Raw genomic sequence first — 20,655 nt, 5'->3', positions numbered from 1 at the left:
CTTCGGGGCTTATTTTATACCAATAAAATTTTCTCGAATCTGCTGCAATAGGTCTATCGGACGATGACCATGGGTATCTAATATAATTGATGGGGCTTTGGCAAGCAAAATACAGCAAATATCCGTTGATATAGTCCAAGTATTTCCTTGAAATATCCTTTACTGTATTTGACTGTTTTATCTTTATCCCAAATTCAAAATCCCACACCTTTGAAAAGATTATTGACCTTTTTCATTTTATCATTAGCCATTCACCAGCTTTTGGCGCAGGAATATCCCTTGGAAACTGTAATTCAAAGGGGACATCGTGCGGCTGTAAGAGCTGTGGCTTACTCACCAGACGGTAAATTTTTAGCCACAGGGAGTCGTGACAACAGTATTAAACTATGGCAACTTTCTACAGGCAGAGAAATTCGTACTTTTTTAGGACATCTTAGTTCAGTCAATACGTTGGCTTTTGACCCTACTGGTCAATGGTTGGCCAGCGGCTCATCCGACAATTCCGTACTCATCTGGGAAGTGGCTACAGGAAAAATCCGAACGAAAATAGAAGGACATGACAACAGAGTGTCATCACTTGACTTCAATGAGGAAGGCACCATGCTAGCTTCTGGCGGGTGGGATCGTTTGGTCTATGTGTGGGATCCAGAAAGTGGGGATAAATTAGGGGAATATCGAGGAAATGCAGCCCGTGGAGTGGGAGTGGGTGTACAGGTTTTGTTTTCTAAAGACAGCAAGAAATTGATTACAGGTAATGATGATGGGAAAATCATTATTTATGATGTGGAATCAAAAGTAGCTGAAGATACTCTGCGTAACATTAGCCCGAGCTCCTGTGGGGGGTGTGCAAGTTTTATCCAGCTAGACGAAAAGGGGACAAAACTATTATCGGCCAGTCGAAGGGGGCCTGTAACGCTCTGGGATTGGAAGGCTGGTAAAATTATAAAGGAATATAGTGGTGAGGGAGAAGATTATACGGCCACTGGAATCAGAGGAAATTCAGTGTTCGTTTCAGACGAAGATACCGTCAAGGTTTGGAATACATCTGGCAAACTTTTGAAGAAAATATTGATTGCTGATACAGAGATCAACTCAGCCACCTTGAGCCCTAATGGACAGTACATAGCCACAGCTACCAACGATAGAGTGACAAGAATTTGGAATGTTCAAGGAGGGAAATTAGAAAAAAACTTACAAGGCTTTTTGAATCATGTGGTAGATAACGGATTGGGGCTTGATCCAGAATCTTACTGGCAGTTTAATATCAGCAGATATGTTGGTTATCGAGAAGTCATACGTGTGTCTCCTAATGAGCGATGGGTAGCAAAAGCACGAGGTTCTTCTGTTCAACTTTGGGATTTGACGAAAGGACGTGTGGTGCGATCATTCGATGGTCATGAAAGTGGTGTGATCAGTTTCGAGTTTTCCAACAATGGAGAACATCTTTTTACGGCTAGTGCAGACAAAACCATCAAAATGTGGGAAGTTTCGAATGGTGAATTATTAAAAACCTTTAAAGGTCATCGCGAACTCATTTTTGAATTGGCTTTAAGCCAAAATGGAAAATATTTGGTTTCAGGCAGCTGGGATGCTACTGCTAGGCTGTGGGATATAGAGACTGGAGAAGAAATCAAAGTCTATAGAATGGATCAAAATTCGCCATACACGTTAGCCTTTGCTCAGAATGATCTCTATCTAGTCGTAGGTACTTTGGGAAAAGAGTTTAAGCTATTAGAAATTGACTCTGGGGAGCCTGCACGTACTTTAGTCGGGCATACTGAAATTGTATCAGACATTCAAGTGCGAAATGGACAAGTACTCAGTAGTAGCTGGGACGGGAAGGCCAAGCTTTGGGATTTGGCTTCAGGATTGAGTGTACAAAAATTTGTTGGACATGAAGGTCATATCTACGCTTCATCCTTTGATAAAGGTGGCCAATGGGTTGTGACTGCTGGGTCTGATCGAGTGGCTCGACTTTGGGATATTGAATCTGGAGAAATGATTAAATCATTCAAAGGACATACGGATATAATCACTTCAGCCCAGTTTATCCATAAGGACACGCACTTGATTACACATAGTCTGGATGGCACCACACGAATTTGGGACGTCGATTCTGGGAAAGAGATTATTTCACATATCCTATTAAATGATGGGGATTGGTTGGTGACTAATCAGAATGGTTATTTTGACGCTACAGAAAAAGCCAAACAAAATATTTTCTTTGTTCGGGGACTTAAGAGCTATTCCTTGGATCAATTCTTTGAAGACTTTTATCAACCAGGAATTTTGGGGCAATCTTTAAAAGCAGATGGTTTACTCAATGAAAATATTAACATCAAGTCCAAACTGAAAGACTCGCCACCTCCTACGGTTGAAATTATATCACCTAGCTCAGGAGAACATTTGACTAAAAACGAAATAGATGTAATGGTGAAAATCACTGACGAAGGGGGTGGAATGGATGAGGTGAAACTTTTGCATAATGGCAAACGGCTACCCGGACACGATCGAATGGCCAGAGTAAAACCCAAGCCAGGTAAGTCTGTATTCCATCATTATCCGGTTCAATTAGTGCCAGGTAAAAATATAATTGCCATTTCGGCTTTTAGTGAGGAGCGCATTGAGTCTGAACTCACCCAACGGGAAATATTTGCAGATGGCATCCATGAAGATATTACATGTCATGTGATGGCCATTGGAATTAACAAATACAAAAATCCGAGCCTTGATTTGAATTATGCACTTGAAGATGCGGAAGCTTTTTTGAAATTGGTGAAAACTAAGGGAAAAAAACTGTTCAATAAAACGGAGGTTTATTCTCTTTTTAATGAAGAAGCCACTAAGGAAAATATGCTGTCTATGTTGGATGAAATAGCCGCAAAAGCCAGACCTCAGGATGTGTTTTTCTTTTATTATGCTGGACATGGCAGTATGGTAGAGGGCAATTTCTATTTCATACCTACAGAAAATATCAGATTGTATGATTTTGATTTATTGACTAATGAGGCGGTAAACGCCTCTACTCTTCAGCAAAAATTTGCGAATATCAGCGCACTCAAACAACTCGTGGTATTGGATGCCTGTCAGTCAGGTGGATCTACAGAATTATTGGCCGTGAGAGGAGCAAGCGAAGAAAAGGCGATGGCGCAATTGTCACGGAGTTCGGGTGTACATGTGCTGGCGGCCTCTGGGAGTGAGCAATTTGCAACTGAGTTTGCAGAATTAGGTCATGGGCTCTTTACCTATGTATTGCTGGAGGCTCTGAGTGGGAAGGCCGATGGAGCACCTAAGGACGGAAAAGTTACCATTTACGAACTGAAAGCATACATTGATTCACAGGTACCAGAATACTCAACTCAGTATAAAGGCAGACCACAATACCCCGTTACCTATTCGCGCGGGCAAGACTTTCCTGTGGTGCTGGAATAGACTATTTTTTGATTACTCGTGTCAGCTCGCTAGTATGATTGGTTCCAATAAAATACACACCATTGGAATAGGTAGATAGATCAAAAACAAAATCTCTTTGGTTGATTTGTACCTGATCTATTTCAGCTAAAACTACTCCAGTTATATTATATAATCGAATGACTAAAGGACGAATGATCATTTCATTTTTAGAGATGTTGATCATCGATGAAGTTGGATTAGGCCATATTTTCAATTCTTCAGAGGCATTAGGTTCTACACTCAATACAGACCTTATATAAGGATCAGATATAGTGGAACAATCTCCATGAAATACTTCTACCGTATGGGAGGCCGTTTCAAATACACTTCGTTTTACGAACACGTTTTGGTTTGTTTCTCCTGACATTGGATTGTCATTTTCATACCATTGATAGCTATCACCTTCGCTAGACATAAGCTCAACTGTACCGAAAACTACTCCGACTTCGGTAATAGTAGGTTGTATTTCATTGACGGTAACTTCAAATTCTTCAGACGTTAGTACAAGGCCAGTCACTACTGAGTTGGTAATTTCTAAATAGTATACGCCAGCGTCTGTAGTTTCTATTTCAGCAATTGACAACTGATTTGAAGTCTGGTTGCTCATAGCCGTTTCGTCTTTGTACCATTGATACAAATTGTTGTTGCCGCCGACGGCTATAGTCACATCCAAACTACCACATTGATCAACTGTCTGATCTTCTGGCCCGGCGATTATACTTTGAGGAGAGTAAGTAATACCAGTAATTCCAATATTGGGTTCAATGTCATCAAAATGAAAATTATTCTCTTCCATTTCTAGTGTCATTAGTTGAGTAAGACTTGATAGATCTGGAAAATCATCCAACTGATTGTCATCCACCTCGAAATAAATCAGGTTAGTCATATTAACAAAGCCAGCCGGAATAGCTCCTGTAATTTCGTTATGATCAATACTAAATTCTTCTAAGAGAGTTAAGTTTTCCAGGGTCGTTGGAAAGTCTCCAGACAACTGATTATCATCCAATTCTAATTCTATCAGTAGTGTTAATGCACCTAACTCTGAAGGAATACTACCAGTGAGTTGGTTATCGTTTAGATCTAGTTCTACCAGATTGATTAGACTGCCGATCTCAGTAGGAATGTTCCCAGAGAGTTGATTGTTGTCTAATTCAATTTCTTCTAATAGTGACAATTCATCAATCCATGATGGAATACTTCCAGTGAGTTCATTGTAGTCAAGTAACAAACTAGTGAGCTGAGTTAGATTTCTGATTTCTGTTGGAATAGTTCCAGTCAATTGGTTATCACTAAGTTCCAATTTGATAAGATTCGTCAGACTACCCAACTCTGTAGGAATGCTTCCTGTGAACTGATTTTCTGTTAATTCTAATTCTTCTAAGTTGATGAGATTTTCTAGCTCAGTTGGTATAGATCCATTCAACTGATTATTGTCTAGATCTAAATCCACCAGATTAACTAAATCTCCTAATTCTGTTGGTATTGATCCAGTCAATTCATTTGTATCCAAATAAAGATCCATAAGTTCAGTAAGGTTACCGATATCACTTGAGATTGAGCCACTCAACTGATTCTCACCTAGATAGAGGTAATTTAGATTCGTTAGATTCCAAATTTCATCTGGAATTTCGCCTGTGAGCTGATTGTCATATATTTCCAAGTCCGTCAGATTTAATAGTTCACCTATTTCTGTTGGAATTGCTCCTGATATTTGGTTTTTGTTTAAACGTAGTTCAACTAGATCAGTGAGATCACCAATTTCGGTTGGAATCGTACCTACTAGATTGTTTTCTGATAAGTATATATTTTCTACTCTTTCATCAGCCACCTCTATGCCATACCAAGTATCTACATCATTGCTGGATAGCCAATTACTGTTGACTGTCCAGTTGTCTCCTTCCGTGTCATTGTATAGCGCAATCAAGGCATCATAGTCTTGTTCGGATACACCATGGGTGAGATCGCTTACAATGGGTTCATACATCGCAAACTCAGAAGTGCCATCAGTACCGCTGGTAGCGGTCGCAGTAATGATGTCGTTGTCAATATCAATGGTGAGACCTGAAAGATTCCATGACGTCGCATCAGCAGTATTAGCCATGCCTAAGTATTCTTTACCTTGTGATGGTGTACAATCATTATCGCGATAGACGTGTATAGATTCGAAAAATCCGGCCGTCCCAGATACCGACGTGGAGGTAACTGATTCTATCACCGGCGGTTGCTTGTCGTTATTGCCTTGGCCGTTCAGATAGATACCACTTCCGTTGCAAAAGATGGCATTAGCCAGAATATCATTGCCGAGATCGGTGCTCTTGTCAAGGTTAATTCCAGAGCCGGAATTATGCGCGATTGTGTTTTCTACTCCTGTTCCACCAACAGTCAAGTTAGTGGTATTCCCAGAGGAACTGATGCCATCGTCACCGTTAGGTAGCGCATTGGTTCCTGATGCATCCATACCAATGATATTGGCAAAAATTGTAATTCCATCCGAATTATAAAGTGCTATGCCATAGATGTTATTACCGGATATTACATTGCCTTGGATGTTGACATTGTGAGATTCATAAATATCTAACCCATAGTCATTCGGTTGAGCCGAGGTGCCTGAGGCGTTTGTGCCGATATAGTTGCCCAAGACTAATGAATTGTCGGAATCGGCTATATCGATACCAGATTGTGTGCTCCAAGCTACAATATTTCCTTCATTGGCTCCTAGTCCACCGATTATTGTAGCTTGAGCGTTTGATTCTACCTTGATGCCCGAGGTGTTGCCTGCGGCAGAACCCTGCTCACCAAACCCAACGATATTATTTTTTATGATAGAACCATCTGCTCTGCCGATGAAAATACCATGACGTGAGTTGCCTACCAAATTGCCATGGATATTAGGCCCTGCAGCCAAGGTCATATCTACACCGATGCCATAACTGTCATTGGATAGATTAAAATTAGTTACATTAAAACCTGCGATTTCTACACCCAAAGCCGCTGCTTGTAAGCCAAAATCTAACGTTCCCTGTCCATCTATTTTGATGCGATAATCACCATCGCCTGGTTGGGATTCTGCATTCAAGAAGGCCGCTTCTGTAATTGGTGGTAAATCAGTGGCAGGAGAAATGGTCCATATTTCCTCAAATACGACATCGTCTATTTCGTAGTTTGGATCGGAGGTAGGAATGTTGAAGGTGATGGTATTGAGATCTGAATCTGCATTGGCATTGTCTATTGCCCAGCGTAATGATCCTATTCCAGCGTCATTCGTATTGGTTACAGTAAATGAATTAGGGCCAACATCTGATGTTACCCAGTTGGAGTTGTCTCCATTAAGCGTAAAATTGTTGAGCGTGCCATCGTTTTGGTTTGAACTTCTATCCGGAAGTTGATTTATTGAATGTCCGTAAAAAGAATCAAAAGTGTTGTTGCCTTCATGCTCTCCTTGATCGAATTTGAAGTAAACTGCTAATTCGGATTCATTGCCGAGCAAAGTATTGAACATATTTGATTCTATTTCTGGTTGAGACCGTATATCGTCCCACAATCGAATCTCATCAATGGCTCCACTGAAAATTTGATCGGTTCCACCACAAATAGTACCGCCCGAACTGATATTCGAACCAATAGCTAAATGAGCTGGACCATCAGGAATTTCTGAAGGCAAGACTCCAGTAGAAGTAAGCATACTAGTAGTTTCTTCAACACCATTTACATATAGTTTCACCCTATCTAATCCATCATTTGTATCTGCTGCGCCGTCATAAGTAACTGCCACATGATACCATTCATTCAGATTTAAAACGGTATTTCCGCCAATTGTACGGTGCTGAGTGAGCGCAAGATCTCCAAAGTACCCAAATCTGATTATGCCGTCTTCTCGTACTCCAAAAGTCATTTGTCTCTCGTCAACTGCACAATTCGAATTTCCTTGTTTTGAGAAGATGATTTCGCCAGAGGACCCTATATCTGTCAAATAAATCCATGATTCTATACTAAAGGATTTGTCTGCTCCTATAAACAATTCGTCTAGAACATCTCCTAAATCAACAAAATCATCAACTCCATCAAAACTTAACGCATGACCTGGATGAGTGATCGTATTGCCAGCTTTAGCGTTCGAATAGTCAGAATAGCCAAAAGTATTTCTTGCTCGAACTCTGAAACGGTAAGTGTTTTCAGCAGATACACTAGTAATTGAATGAGTAGCGGTAGCAGTACCATTCGAACCAGTGGTAACAATTAAATTATCACCTACAAAATCATAATCCCTTCCTTCTGCCACTTCAATTCGAAACTCCGTTTCATTAGAAGAATTATCATCCCAAATGAGGTCTATTTGGGTAGGGGAAACCTCTACCACTCTCAAGTTTGTAGGTGCAATGGGCGTAAATCTGTTATCGGCATCCACCCAGTTGGAGCTAGATCCATCTAGGGAAAATCCGAATAATGTGCCATCGTTCTGATTTTGACTTCTGTCGGGCAACACATCAATCGCTGGACTGGTGTTGTCTCCAAATGCAATACCTTGATCGAAGCGGTAATAAGCAATCAAATTGCTCTCATTGCCTGTTAATGACTCAAACATATGATCATTAATTTCAGATTGAGTTCTTGCTACTCCCCATATTCTCACTTCATCAATTTGTGCGTCGGCGAAGGCAGTTAAGCCTGAATTGGCTCCGATGAGGAAGTCTGAAGTTGAAGAGGCCATACTTCCTCCAGATGTACCTAAATTGACACCAGATTTGATCAATTGTCCATCCACATAGAGCTCTAAATCGTCACCTCGTCTTACGCCTGCTACATGATGCCAGTCGGTGTCTGTAATCGCATTGGCATCTGAGTCTAATCCCGAAAAGGAATCGTCTGAACGGTAAAATAAGAGCGTGATGTTCTTGTTGTTGCCAGTGAAATCTCTATCATATTGAAATCCAAATTGTCGTTGACCAGCCTGGTCCTTTGAAAGAAAGTATCTGCTTGACGGGGTGAGGTCGTTCGGTTTAAACCAAAGTTCGAAGGTGAAATCGCCCGACCCGAAATCCAACGCTGACGGGTCTGAGACTCGCACGTAGTCGTTGTCTCCATCAAAATCCAAGGCATGGCCGGGAGCCACCATGAAGACAGAGGCATCGGATATCGGTGTCACAAAAGTGCCCAAGTCTGCTTGCAATCGGTAATAGTAGTTGATGCCTGCACTCAGGCCTACAGAGACAGAAGCGGTGCCACCTGCAGCCAAGCTTTGGCCTGTGATGAGCGGACTTGAGAAGTCTTCGTCATCGTCCACATCTATTAAAAGTTCTGTGGCGCCAGATATAGGAATCCAATTGGCCGTAAATCCAGCAGTGGTAATGTCCGTAGCATTAAGCAAGGAGGTGCCTTTCCAAAATTCCGAGGTGCCATAGGTATCGGTTGTTACAGTGGCAGTATAAATTTTTCCTGGATCAAAAGTAGGCGGGCTTGTCACCGACCAGGTGAAATCGTTGACTGCTTCACTATCTACAAAAGTTTTACCTTGATTGCCTGAGACTGGGTCTACTTCATAGATATGAATGGTTCCAGTCGTATTGTCGCCCACCGTGCCAGATATAGTTGATGCCGTCACGGATGTAATCATAGGAGGATCTATACCACCATCTGCACCATGGAGCAATTCAAGACTAGCTCCATTTTCATAAATACTGTTATCTGTAATAATGGTTTCCATATAAGCATTTCCATTCAATTGAATAGCTACGCCTAGGTTGTAGGCAATGAAGTTGCCCTCGCCCGCAGCTCCACCGATAATAGGCGAGTCACTATAAGTCGGCGGGTCGCCTTCATCCAACTCACTAGTTATACCAGTACCATTAGGAAGTGCTGTTCCAGCTGTATTTCTACCGATGTAATTTCTTCTGATGTGTATTTCGTTGCCATTGCGTGGTGTTTGCATCCATATTCCAGTTTCGGTATTCCCAGAGATGATGTTGTCCTCAATAAATCCACTGGCCTGAACCCAAACACCAATGCCGTTAGGGATTGCTGTGCTTTCGTCATCACTTATTCCTATTTTGTTGTTTTGGACGAAATTATCCGAGTAGGATATAGCAAGGCCAATTTGAGTGTTTCCTGAAATTACATTATTTGTAAAATAATTGTCGTACGACTCGGAGTAGTTATATCCAAAATCTAATCCAATGTTGTTAGGATCGGCAGACGACCCTGTCACATCCGTGCCGATATAGTTGTAAGAAATGTTATTGTTATTGGGGTATTCTGAGTAAATGCCAGTTTCGTTCCCACTTAGCACGTTAGACTTGCCAGAGGCTCCAATGGTCACATTCTCTAAGTGAGAGGAAGTTATGCCAATGTCAAACCCTTGTATTTTAAGTCCATATATTTCATGCCCTTCATCACCATCTATGTAAAGTCCAGAATACAAATCTCCCGCATCCTGAATGACGATCATCCGATCTGTCACTCGATCCCAACCAGTTTGCGTGGTTCCGTCAATTGTTACTGGAAAACCATTATAATTCCCGATATCATCTAGTTCAGTGGTAGGAGTGATCGTCCAGCTCGAACCCGAACCATCACCTGAAAGATTGAATGAAATGGTTGTTGGATGCCAAGTATCTCTTGCATCCAAAATGGCTTGCCTTAATGACCCAGAACCATCGTTGTCTGTATTCGTTACCACATATTCATTTTGATAAAGGGTAACTCCGAAGCCACTATTGGCAGCAGTGGCGCCTCCGATATTTGAGGCATCATTTCCTGTAAACGCAGAATTATTAAATGTGAATTCCAAATCAGTGATAACATCGATGTTGTCATGACTAGAAGCATTTCCCGAAAGGGTAAATGAGGCAAATGTACCATCATCTGATATAGTCATATTGGGCGTAAGGCCAAGCAAAGCATTACTAATGGTATAGTCAGTATTGTAAGTCAATGTACCCCCAGTAGGAGTGAAAGTGTCTCCCTCGATTGTAAAGATAATGGAGCCAGCTACCGAACCGTCGTTAGCATCCACTTCGCGAATGGCATCTCCTAAAGTGAATTGACTCACTCGATCTAAAGAACTCCCAATAATGAACAATTTGGTTCCTTGTGGATTGAATTCGAGTCCAGTTGGATTACCCTGCTGTGGACCCACGTCAAGACTTCCATCATGTGTAGGTGTAGTGGTGAGGTCGAATGGAACGCTAAGTGAATATTGATTGATAGCGTCATTTTCTGTGCCAATGATAAACATTTTGCTTCCGTCTTGATTGAATGCAATGTCTTGAGGTTGAGTTGTTTCACCCGATATATCAAATGGAGTGGCTGACGAAATGCCTGCCGTAAGGTCAAATGGAGTCGTGACTGTGTATTGATTGACCTGGTCATCCGTCTCATTCACAACATACAGCAAAGATCCATCGTGATTAAAGCAAAGACCTCGGGTAGCTGCTCCATCTAAGGAAATATCTATATTTCCATCAGAAGTAGGCGCAGTATTGATGTCAAAAGGGACGCTCAGGCTATATTGATAAATAAAGCCTACATTGTTGATGGTGTACATCTTGGTGCCATCATTGTTAAAAACAATACTATTTGGGTTGGAGAGGCCACCAAAAATCCCATCTGCAGTTATACCAGACGTGGTCTCAAAAGGAGTAGTCAAGGCAAACTGATTGACTTCATCTCCTGAAGTCCCCACAACATACATTTTGGTGCCGTCATTACTGAATGTGATTCCTCTTGGGGTAGTTTCATATGTACTGATCCCGAAAGGTGTACCGTCAAAACTGACATAGTTGGTTAAGTCTATGCCAGAAGAATAGGAGAGAAAGGGGCAATTATTTATGTCTTCGGAGAACGTCCACCCATCCCCAATCAAATCATCTCGTGCACTAGAACCAGCACAATAGGTAAGGCCTGATGCCCCAAGCTCTACGCCAGACTGAACTGAAGGTAAAGCCGCCCATGCGATTAATGTGGCATCGTAGTTTGCCTCAGAAATTGCAGAATAATCGAGCATATCAACCATGTAAGTCACATTGCTAATGTCCCAAGCAGCTAGGCTCTGATCAAAAGCCGTAGCATTTATGAACATGGTACCCATATTATCAACCATGCCAAGTTTATCACCCCAAGCGCTGAGATTCTGATTGAACACAGCGTTGTTGCTAAACATAGAACTCATGTCAGTGACTTTGCTTACGTCCCAACCACTAATATCTTGATTGAAAGAAGTGCCATTAAACATAGTACTCATTGAGGCAACTTCCCCGACTTCCCAACTTGAGATATCTTGATCAAACTTGGTTTGGCTAAACATATTACCCATATTTTGGACATTGTCTACTTCCCAGTTGCTCAAATTTTCATCGAAGTTGGTGGCTTGTCGAAACAATCCTTGCATATTGGTAATGCTACTCACATTCCAATGATTGAAATTACCACTCAGATTGGTGCAATTCCAAAACATATGATCCATGCTGATAACATTGGATAGGTCTGGTGCATCTATCGCATTGACATCTAAATATGTAGCTTGAGCAAACATATTGGTCATATCAGCCCAGGCTATGTTTCCCCATTGTTCTACGGTTAGCATATTTTCAGCTCCAGTGAGATCAGCTATGAACCATGGGAATAGACCTGAAATTTCGATTTGATAAATGTGACCCGCTGTGAGGCCAGTGATCGTGTAATTTCCAGTTTGTGCATTGATTGATCCGTCTCCGACTCCCATACTGGTCAAATTAGTCCAAACCAAGTCGTAGTTGTACATCCCTGTTGATTTGTATATAGTGAGCTCTCCATTGGCAGGGGCTGTCCATGTGGTTATGAAGGGTAATTCTAGAGACGCACTGATTAATTCAGAAGTATTACTACTAGCAGTTTGTGTGGCGGATATATTAATGAATCCATCATTAATTAATGCAACATCTATCTGATGATTCCAATTTCCACTACCATCGGCTGTTGTGGCTCCCAAATATTGTTGAGATTCGTCTTCAGTGTCCGCGAACAATTCTATGGTAGCATCGTTAGCTGAAGTGCCCGAAATCAGGCCGTTATAAGTAGAATTTATCACAGGTAAGGAAATACTGCTTTGAGCGCTATTGGAAACTAAAATGGCTTCTCCAGTATTGCTGTAGATCGAATTTTGAGTAATCCAGTTTTGATCCGTTCCACAGTCTGTAACTTCAATACCATCACCACCATTGTAGGCGATAATATTCTCCTGAAAAGTATTTGATGTAGCTTGACTTTCGATAAGAATTCCATCAGATCCATTGCCTAAAGGACTTTCTCCATCTGCTTGTAGCCCTATATAATTCATATGGATGGTGTTGCTAGTGGCTGAAGCATTAAATACTAAAATACCTTCCAACGTATTGCCAGAAATCACGTTAGCTCCTGCTTCGGTTCCATTTCCAATATTAGTACCAGAGCCTACACCAAGCCGGATGCCTTCGTTGTCGTTGGGGATAGCTGCAGAACCATCCAAGCTCGTTCCGATAAAATTAGCCAGAATATCAAACCCTCCGATGCTGATTCCAATACCATAGTTGTTTCCCGAAATGATATTTCCTTCTCCTGCTACATCTCCACCAACCTCACCAGATCCGCCTGCCAGGGAAATTCCTGCTCCAGAATTCCCACGGTCTATAGTGCCAGTTTCGTCTAATCCAATCAAGTTGCCGTGAATGGCCACTGAACCCCCTCCGATGCTAATACCAATGCTATTTGCAGAAATCAAATTCCGCCCAGTACTGGCACCATTGCCGATTTGAATGGTTGAAGAAGTGCCATCGACTCGTATGCCATAATTATTAGGAAGTGCAGTAGTTCCGTCTGCTCCTAATCCAATGTAATTGTTGTAGACAGTGACGTTATAGGTATCAGAAATTTCAATTCCATGATTGGTGTTGCCTGAAATAATGTTTCGGGCTGATAAAGTGATTGCTCCGATTTGACTTCCGTCACTTCCATTGAGTAGATAAACTCCTTGCGCACCATTCCCTCTATCTAGGACTCCTGTGGCATCTACACCAATGTAACTGTTAATAACATTGGTATTTGTGGATCCATTTATTCGAATGCCTTCACTTCCATTATGTGAGATGATATTTACAAGTTCCCCAGCTACACCAATTAATGTCCCAGTTGAACCAGAGATATCAATACCTCTAGTATTTCCAACATTTGAATCTCCATCCAAGCCAATTCCAATTCTATTGCCAGAAATAACAGTGCTGTTCGAAGCACCAGCTATACGTATTCCGAAAGAGTTGCCTCCAATCACATTTGCTCCTGCAAGTGTGCCATCTCCGATAACTGTACCAGTAGCACCATTATTGATATAAATACCAGAATAATTAGCTGCATCAGTAGTATTTCCACCCAAAGTAACACCTAATTTACATGCGTAAATTTCATTAGCTGTTGCTACTGAGCCATCAACCAATATGGCCGCATTCGGAGCGTTTGCAAATCCTCGCATGTGCAGCCCTTGAATTACACAACTAGCTCCATTAATAATAATACCACTTATTGTGCTTCCAGGCTGAATAGTGATATCATTACTCCCTGCATTAATAGTGGTCTCATCATCTGTTAGAGTCAAAGAGGCATCGATTGTGATGATGAAATCCGCTGAAAAAGTGATTTCATCCGCACCAAAATTTGCATTGGCTTGGGCTATGGCCCATCTCAGTGAGCCGGCATTGGTATCATCAAGATTATTGGTGACCGTGTAGGTGTTGGCCATGGCTATTGTGCTATAGCACAATAGAATCATGGCTAGGTATTTTTGCTTCATGAGTATGGTGGTCTTGGATAATAAACCTGTTGAGGACAGACTTATTCATCAATTAAACTAGTAATCCACTCGTCTCATAGCTGATATAAGTATATAATTTAAATAATTAAGTACTTACTTCAAATCAATCAGCTAGAAATTCATTTGTGTATGACTTCTCAATTTCTTTAAAATTACTTTCAAAGTCTTCCAAGTAGATTTATCATTGACAATTACTACTTGAAACCTGAATAATAATGCCTAAAAATCTTGCTGCAATCGCCTTGGTGTCCTTTCTATTTTTCATATCCAAGGTGCAAGCTCAGAGCAACGAGCTAGATAGTATCAAAGCTTTGCTACAAAGTCATCAGCAACAAGATACTGCGCGTGTCAAGTTGCTAATAGATGCAGCAGACGCATCAATCACTACAGACATCAACGCTGGATTACCCTTGATTCAAGAAGCCTTGGAGCTTTCAAGAGCTATTAGTTTTGAAAGGGGGAAAGGTCAGGCTCTGAATGCGCTATGTACTTCATACCTCCTGAAAGGTAAATTGGATTCTGCACTCAATGCTTCTTCTAAAGCGGAGAAAGTTTTGCTTGCTATATCCGACAGGCAAAATTTGACTGTCACCTATGGAAATATGGCTAGAATCTACTCGATCAAAGGAGATCATGACAAAGCACTGGCGATACAGCTAAAAAATATTGATTTAATTAAGGATAACCCTCCCAGTTCAAAAAAAGCGAGTTTCTATTTTTATGCGGGTAAATTCTGCCAAGCACTAGGGAAAATAGAAGAGACTAAAACTTATTTTGAAATAGCTTTGGGTATAGCCAAATCCTGTGATTTCGATACAGGAGTAGCAATAGCTGAGAGTAGCTTAGCGACCCTGTATGAGCAGCTCGAAGAATATCAGGAGGCGATTCAAATGCTCAATAAATCTCTGGCTTATTACGAGTCGCAGGGGCAAAGCGTGAATGTAGCGGCTTCTTATATGTCGTTAGCCAAGTGTTATGCGGGGTTAGAAAAATATGAACAAGCCATAGTAAAGAATACCAAGGCGATTACAATTTATGAAAGTCAAAAAAATCTCAAAACACTTAGGCTGGCTTTCGAACTTCAATCCCAATACTTAGAAAACCTAGATAGATATAAAGAGGCTAATTTTTATTTGAAGAAGTATAGAGCGGCGCAAGATTCGCTTTTTTCTACGGACAAAGTCAAATTAATTGAGGAGCTTCATGCCAAATACGAAACAGAAAAAAAGGAAGCAGAGATTGCCGCACTATCGCAAACGGCCATTATTCAAAATTTGAAATTGGAACAAAAAAATCTAGCCATTAGCATAGCAGGGGTATTGGTACTATTGATTGGTGGTTTGGTGTTTTTTGTGACTCGTCAGAAGTCACTTAAAAGCTCTCAAAGCCAAATGGAATTGGAGCAGCGTTTTTTAAGATCTCAACTCAATCCACATTTTATTTCTAATGCTTTACTGGCGGTACAAAACTTCATGATCAAAAATCAGTCGGAGATGGCTGTGACATATTTGTCTAAATTCTCAAAATTGATGCGTGAAACATTAGAGAATTCCAGGAAAGAATTTATACCACTAGAAGACGAATTGGCCATGCTGACCAATTTTATGGATGTACATAAAATGAGATTGAATGATACTTTCGAATATGAGTTGCACGTATCTGGTGATATTGACCCTGAAGTGGATACCATTCCTCCTATGTTTGTTCAGCCTTTTGTAGAGAACGCGATCGAACATGGCATTTCACAAGCCGAGGGCAAGGGAAAAATAGATTTGTATTTCGAAAAGGAGGAAGAGTATATTTCAATTGTCATCAAAGACAATGGTGGTGGCTATGCTCAGTCTAACACTCAAGGCAAAGACCATATTTCACTCTCTACAATCATCATCAGAGAGCGCATGGAGATATTCAATAAAACTTTGAAAAGAAAAATACAGCTCATCTTGGCAGATGTAAAAAGCGATGACGGCAAGACGCTCGGCGCTCAGGTGGAGCTGAAGGTGCCTTTTGGATATGTTTGAAAGACATAAAAAAAGATAATTCATGATTATTACCATGAACAAATGGATTCATTGACGAAATTTCATGAAATCAAAACATTATTTTGAGGAACTTACTGATGATGACTTTATTTGTGGTCAATTGTTTCCGAAGTCACAAACAAAGTATATTAATGAAGTACTACTTGAAACCTATATTTACGATGCCCAAATATGTGCTTGCCATTTGTTTACTTGTTATCATTTCCCCTCTATTTGGTCAAGAGAAGACCCTGAATGAACTCAATGATTTAGCCAAATCCATTCGGTGCACTGAAATTCTCAAAGCGGATTCAATTTCTGATCTTGTGATTCAAAAGGCAACAGAAATGGAACTTCCATCTGCACTGGGTACTGCATATCTAAATAAAGGGGCAAGTGCAGTATGCGGAGGAAAAATGGACGAAGGTATAAGCTATTTTAAAATTGCCTTAAATGCATTTAATAGTATAAATGATCAAAAAGGAGAGTTTGAAGCGTACGAATTGTATGCTTCGGTCTATCTGCGCAAGAGCATGCCCGATTCGGCATTCCATTTTTCAAAAAGCCAACTAGCAACAGCTGAAGCGCTGGAAGATTCAGTTTTGATTGCCACAGCGTATCTCACTATGAGTTCCATTCATACGATCATAGCACAGAATGATTCGATTGTTTACTATGCTTTGGCAGGGTTGAAAACTTTAGGTGACATTGAAAATGATAATTTGAGAGGGAGATTAAATATAGGTTTGGGTAATGCCTACTATCAAAACGAAGATTACGACTTAGCCGTCAAATACTATACACAAGCCAGACAGTACATTGATGAAGATGACCTAAATATGCGTAGAATTGAACATAATTTGGGTAGTGTATTCACAAGATTAAAAGCTTATGACTCCTCTTTTTATTATTTGAATCATACGATTGAAATAAACAAAAAGAATGGAGTAAAGCTGTTTTTGGCCTATAACTATCAGTCGTTGGCTGAGAACTATTCAGCTTCTGGAGATTGCGAAAATTCCATTAAGTACAACTTACTCGCACTGGAGATGAGTAACGAGCTGAATGAAAGAAGAAGCAAATCTGGCGTCCTCGGTAACATTTCAAAATGCTATCTCGAAATTGGGAAAGTGGAGGAAGCGATTGAAAGTGCTAAGCAGGCCGTTGAACTTACCAAAGAGATTGGAGATCAGGATAAATTGGCGGACTCTTATTTTTTATTGAGTAAAGCTTACGAACAAAAGGGAGATTATAAATTGGCTTTTGATGCTCACAAAAGGTTCTATACCATGGACAGCCTGAACCTAGGAAGAGATAAGCAGGCTACCATTTCTCTGCTCGAAACCAAATACGAGACCGAAAAAAAGGAAGCAGAAATAGCTTCACTTTCTCAGCAGTCTACCATCCAATCTCTGGAGTTGGAACAAAAGAATTTGGCCATCACAGTTGGAGGTGTTCTTGTGTTATTGATTGGTGGTCTCGTGTTTTTTGTGACGCGTCAGAAGTCGCTTAAAAGCTCACAAAGCCAAATGGAATTGGAACAGCGTTTTCTTCGATCTCAACTCAATCCACATTTTATTTCTAATGCTTTACTGGCGGTACAAAATTTCATGCTCAAAAATCAGTCGGAGATGGCTGTGACTTATTTGTCTAAGTTCTCAAAATTGATGCGCGAAACCTTAGAAAATTCCAGGAAGGAGTTTATTCCTCTAGAAGACGAATTGGCGATGTTGACCAATTTTATGGATGTACATAAAATGAGATTGAATGATACTTTCGAATATGAAGTACATGTCTCAGATGAGATCGACCCTGAAGTGGATACTATCCCTCCCATGTTTGTTCAGCCTTTTGTTGAGAATGCGATCGAACATGGCATTTCTCAAGCGGAAGGTCTTGGGAAAATTGATTTGTTTTTCGAAAAGGAGCAAGACTATATTTCAATTGTCATCAAAGACAATGGTGGTGGCTATGTACAATCTAATACTCAAGCTAAAGACCATGTTTCACTCTCCACGACCATCATCAGAGAACGAATGGAAATTTTTAATAAAACGTTGAAAAGAAAAATCCAATTGGTATTGGCAGATATAAAGAATGAAGACGGCAAGACTCTTGGTGCTCAGGTAGAGCTAAAAGTGCCCTTCAGATATATTTAATTCCTTTCTAATTCCAGGCTTAATTTGGTACCAAATCGATTGGTATACAAGTCGTTAAAGTGGGTGTAATTCTTAAAACCCACTTCAAGCGCGAGTTCTTTTAAATTCGTACGTGGTGACTGATCTAATAAACGTCGTGCTTTCTGCAATCGCACTTCAGTGATGAGCGCTTTTGGACTTAGCCCTGTTTGGGATTTTACTTTTCTGTATAGCGAACTCACGGACATAGAAAAGTGGTGACTAATTTCTGTCATTCCAAAATAGTGATGGGTACAATTGTCAGCTATGTATTGCTCTAGCTCTTCAATAAAAGGTGTCAATGGAAGGGCTGTTTCTTCGATGTTATTTTCAGTAACAAAGAGCTTGCGACTATTGAAATTATTCAGTCCATTGCTAATTCTCACTAACAACTCTTCTTCTTCAAATGGTTTGGTGAGATAATCGTCTATACCAAGACGTAACATTCGCATTTTAGCTTCACTATCCGCACGAGCGGTCAGCATGAGAATTGGAATATCAATATTTCTACTTTTGATTTCTTTCACCAATTCATATCCATCCATTTGAGGCATCATATAATCAGTCACTATATAATGAATGCCTTCCTTCTCTAATATTTCTAGGGCTTTTAGACCATTTTCAGCTTCGAGGACTTTGTATTCTTGAAGCACATTTTTCACATATGCCCTCATATCCGTCTGATCTTCCACCAACAAAACTTTGACGTCAGACTGTAAGATTGGAGTGATTTCGGAGTTTGCCTCAACCTCATCAGCCAAATCGATTGTTTTCGAAAGTTCGGATGTTTTTTGATGGACAGGTAATGTGATAAAAAACGTGCTTCCTTTTCCTTCCTGACTTTCTACTTCCAAACTTCCATCATGATTGATCAAAATTTCTCTACTAAATGCAAGTCCTATACCACTACCTCCTGCGCGATTGATGCTGTTATCTATTTGATAGAATCTGTTAAAAACCTTTGGAAGGTCTTCGTTTTTAATGCCAATGCCCGAGTCCTGAATTTGTATTTGAATTTTTCCTTTGGATTCGGATACAATTCCAACAGCTACATTCCCACCTTCAGGAGTATATTTCAGCGCATTCGTCAAGACATTTCCAATGGCTCGCTCTAGATAAACAGGATCACATCTTACTATTAATTCTTCATGGGATGAAGGTGCATGAAACTGATAGTTTATATTTTTATTTTCAAAGTTTGAGGTGAATGAAAGGAAAACTTTATTGATGAAATTGGAGATTAAAATGGACTCCTTTTTCATTTCAAATGATTGTGATTCCATTTTAGTTAGATCTAAAACATCATCTACGATTCGCTTTATTTTATAAACTTGAGGCTTAATTTGTTTAACCGAGTTTTTAATCTTTTTATCCGTTGATTCTTTTCCCAATTTAGATACATGTCCGTTCAAGATGGTGAGTGGTGTACGGATCTCATGAGCGACATTGATGAAAAATTGATTTTGAAAATCGTGTAGTGCTTCTAATTCTGTTTTCTGATTTTCAATCAACACTTTATCAGCTAGCGCGAGATCCTTTTGCTGCTCTAGCAAAGTCTCATGGGCGACGTTGGATCTTTTGAAATAATTGACAATCAGAAATACTACGATGAATAGGACTGAGATGATGGCTGTATTCGGATAATTGCTAGTGGTATATAGGTCTGGAAGAAACAGGGGAGAGTTGAAACCGACCAAAGCTATGGATAGTGCCAAATAATGATATTTGGGTTGCTGCAAAAACAGAAGTGCAAACAAGGGGAGCACCAAGTACCAAAACTCCATGTACTTGCCTGGAGCCAGATAGATACAGAGCAATAGGCACTGCATGAAGAATGTAAGAATGAATAAACCTCTAGCTTTTTTGTACTTCTTTTTGGATTGTAAAAAAAGAATAAAAGAGAGTACCGAAAACTGCATCAAGTGGCTGGCAACTACTTTGATCAATTCTTCTTTTGAATGAATGAAAAAATCTAGTGTAATGAATAGAATGATAATAAGACACCAATTGGCACAAATGATATTCAGAAGTTGCACTCGTTTCTTTTCATTGGCTGGAAGGTCATCACCAATTCCAAATTGAAATACCTTTTGCAGTAGGGTCATGCAAGCAAAAATATTCTAATTGATAAGCAAGTACCTATAAAAATGAACGATTTGAAAAATAAATGACCTGTTTCGTAAATTGAGTC

General features: G+C 40.3%; 5 protein-coding genes. 3 read left to right on the top strand and 2 right to left on the bottom strand.

Annotated features, from left to right (window positions below; genetic code table 11):
- The first annotated feature begins 210 nt into the window (after nt 1-210).
- Nucleotides 211-3,432 carry a caspase family protein gene (locus tag ABJH98_RS14710; RefSeq protein ID WP_348308455.1) on the top strand — a complete coding sequence of 1,074 codons (3,222 nt, stop codon included), beginning with the start codon at nt 211-213 and terminating at the stop codon, nt 3,430-3,432.
- A 1-nt stretch (nt 3,433) separates the two neighbouring features.
- On the opposite strand, the gene ABJH98_RS14705 is transcribed toward ABJH98_RS14710, so the two are convergent.
- Nucleotides 3,434-14,245, bottom strand: coding sequence for a BspA family leucine-rich repeat surface protein (locus ABJH98_RS14705; protein WP_348308454.1), 10,812 nt, complete (start codon nt 14,243-14,245; stop codon nt 3,434-3,436).
- A gap of 236 nt (nt 14,246-14,481) precedes the next feature.
- Here ABJH98_RS14705 and ABJH98_RS14700 point away from each other — a divergent pair, with 236 nt between their 5' ends.
- A complete protein-coding gene (locus ABJH98_RS14700; protein WP_348308453.1) occupies nt 14,482-16,287 on the top strand; it encodes a tetratricopeptide repeat protein in 1,806 nt (601 codons plus the stop codon).
- A 152-nt stretch (nt 16,288-16,439) separates the two neighbouring features.
- Nucleotides 16,440-18,446, top strand: a complete 2,007-nt coding sequence (locus ABJH98_RS14695; RefSeq protein ID WP_348308452.1) for a tetratricopeptide repeat protein — start codon at nt 16,440-16,442, stop codon at nt 18,444-18,446.
- On the opposite strand, the gene ABJH98_RS14690 is transcribed toward ABJH98_RS14695, so the two are convergent.
- The gene (locus tag ABJH98_RS14690; protein ID WP_348308451.1) at nt 18,443-20,569 is read right to left on the bottom strand and encodes a response regulator; all 2,127 of its coding nucleotides are present in this window, start codon (nt 20,567-20,569) and stop codon (nt 18,443-18,445) included. The two genes, ABJH98_RS14695 and ABJH98_RS14690, sit on opposite strands and share 4 nt — an antisense overlap.
- Nucleotides 20,570-20,655 lie beyond the last annotated feature (86 nt).

Origin of the sequence: Reichenbachiella sp. (assembly GCF_039969095.1) — a bacterium.
In the GTDB taxonomy this organism is placed as follows: Bacteria; Bacteroidota; Bacteroidia; order Cytophagales; family Cyclobacteriaceae; genus Reichenbachiella.
Note: the sequence above shows the minus strand (reverse complement) of the source record. Positions and strands in the feature narration are given on the sequence as shown.

Bases quoted from the DNA above. Each gene is read 5' to 3' on its own strand.
- ABJH98_RS14695 (WP_348308452.1), top strand. From the start codon at position 16,440: ATGAAGTACTACTTGAAACCTATATTTACGATGCCCAAATATGTGCTT.
- ABJH98_RS14690 (WP_348308451.1), bottom strand. From the start codon at position 20,569: ATGACCCTACTGCAAAAGGTATTTCAATTTGGAATTGGTGATGACCTT.
- ABJH98_RS14705 (WP_348308454.1), bottom strand. From the start codon at position 14,245: ATGAAGCAAAAATACCTAGCCATGATTCTATTGTGCTATAGCACAATA.
- ABJH98_RS14700 (WP_348308453.1), top strand. From the start codon at position 14,482: ATGCCTAAAAATCTTGCTGCAATCGCCTTGGTGTCCTTTCTATTTTTC.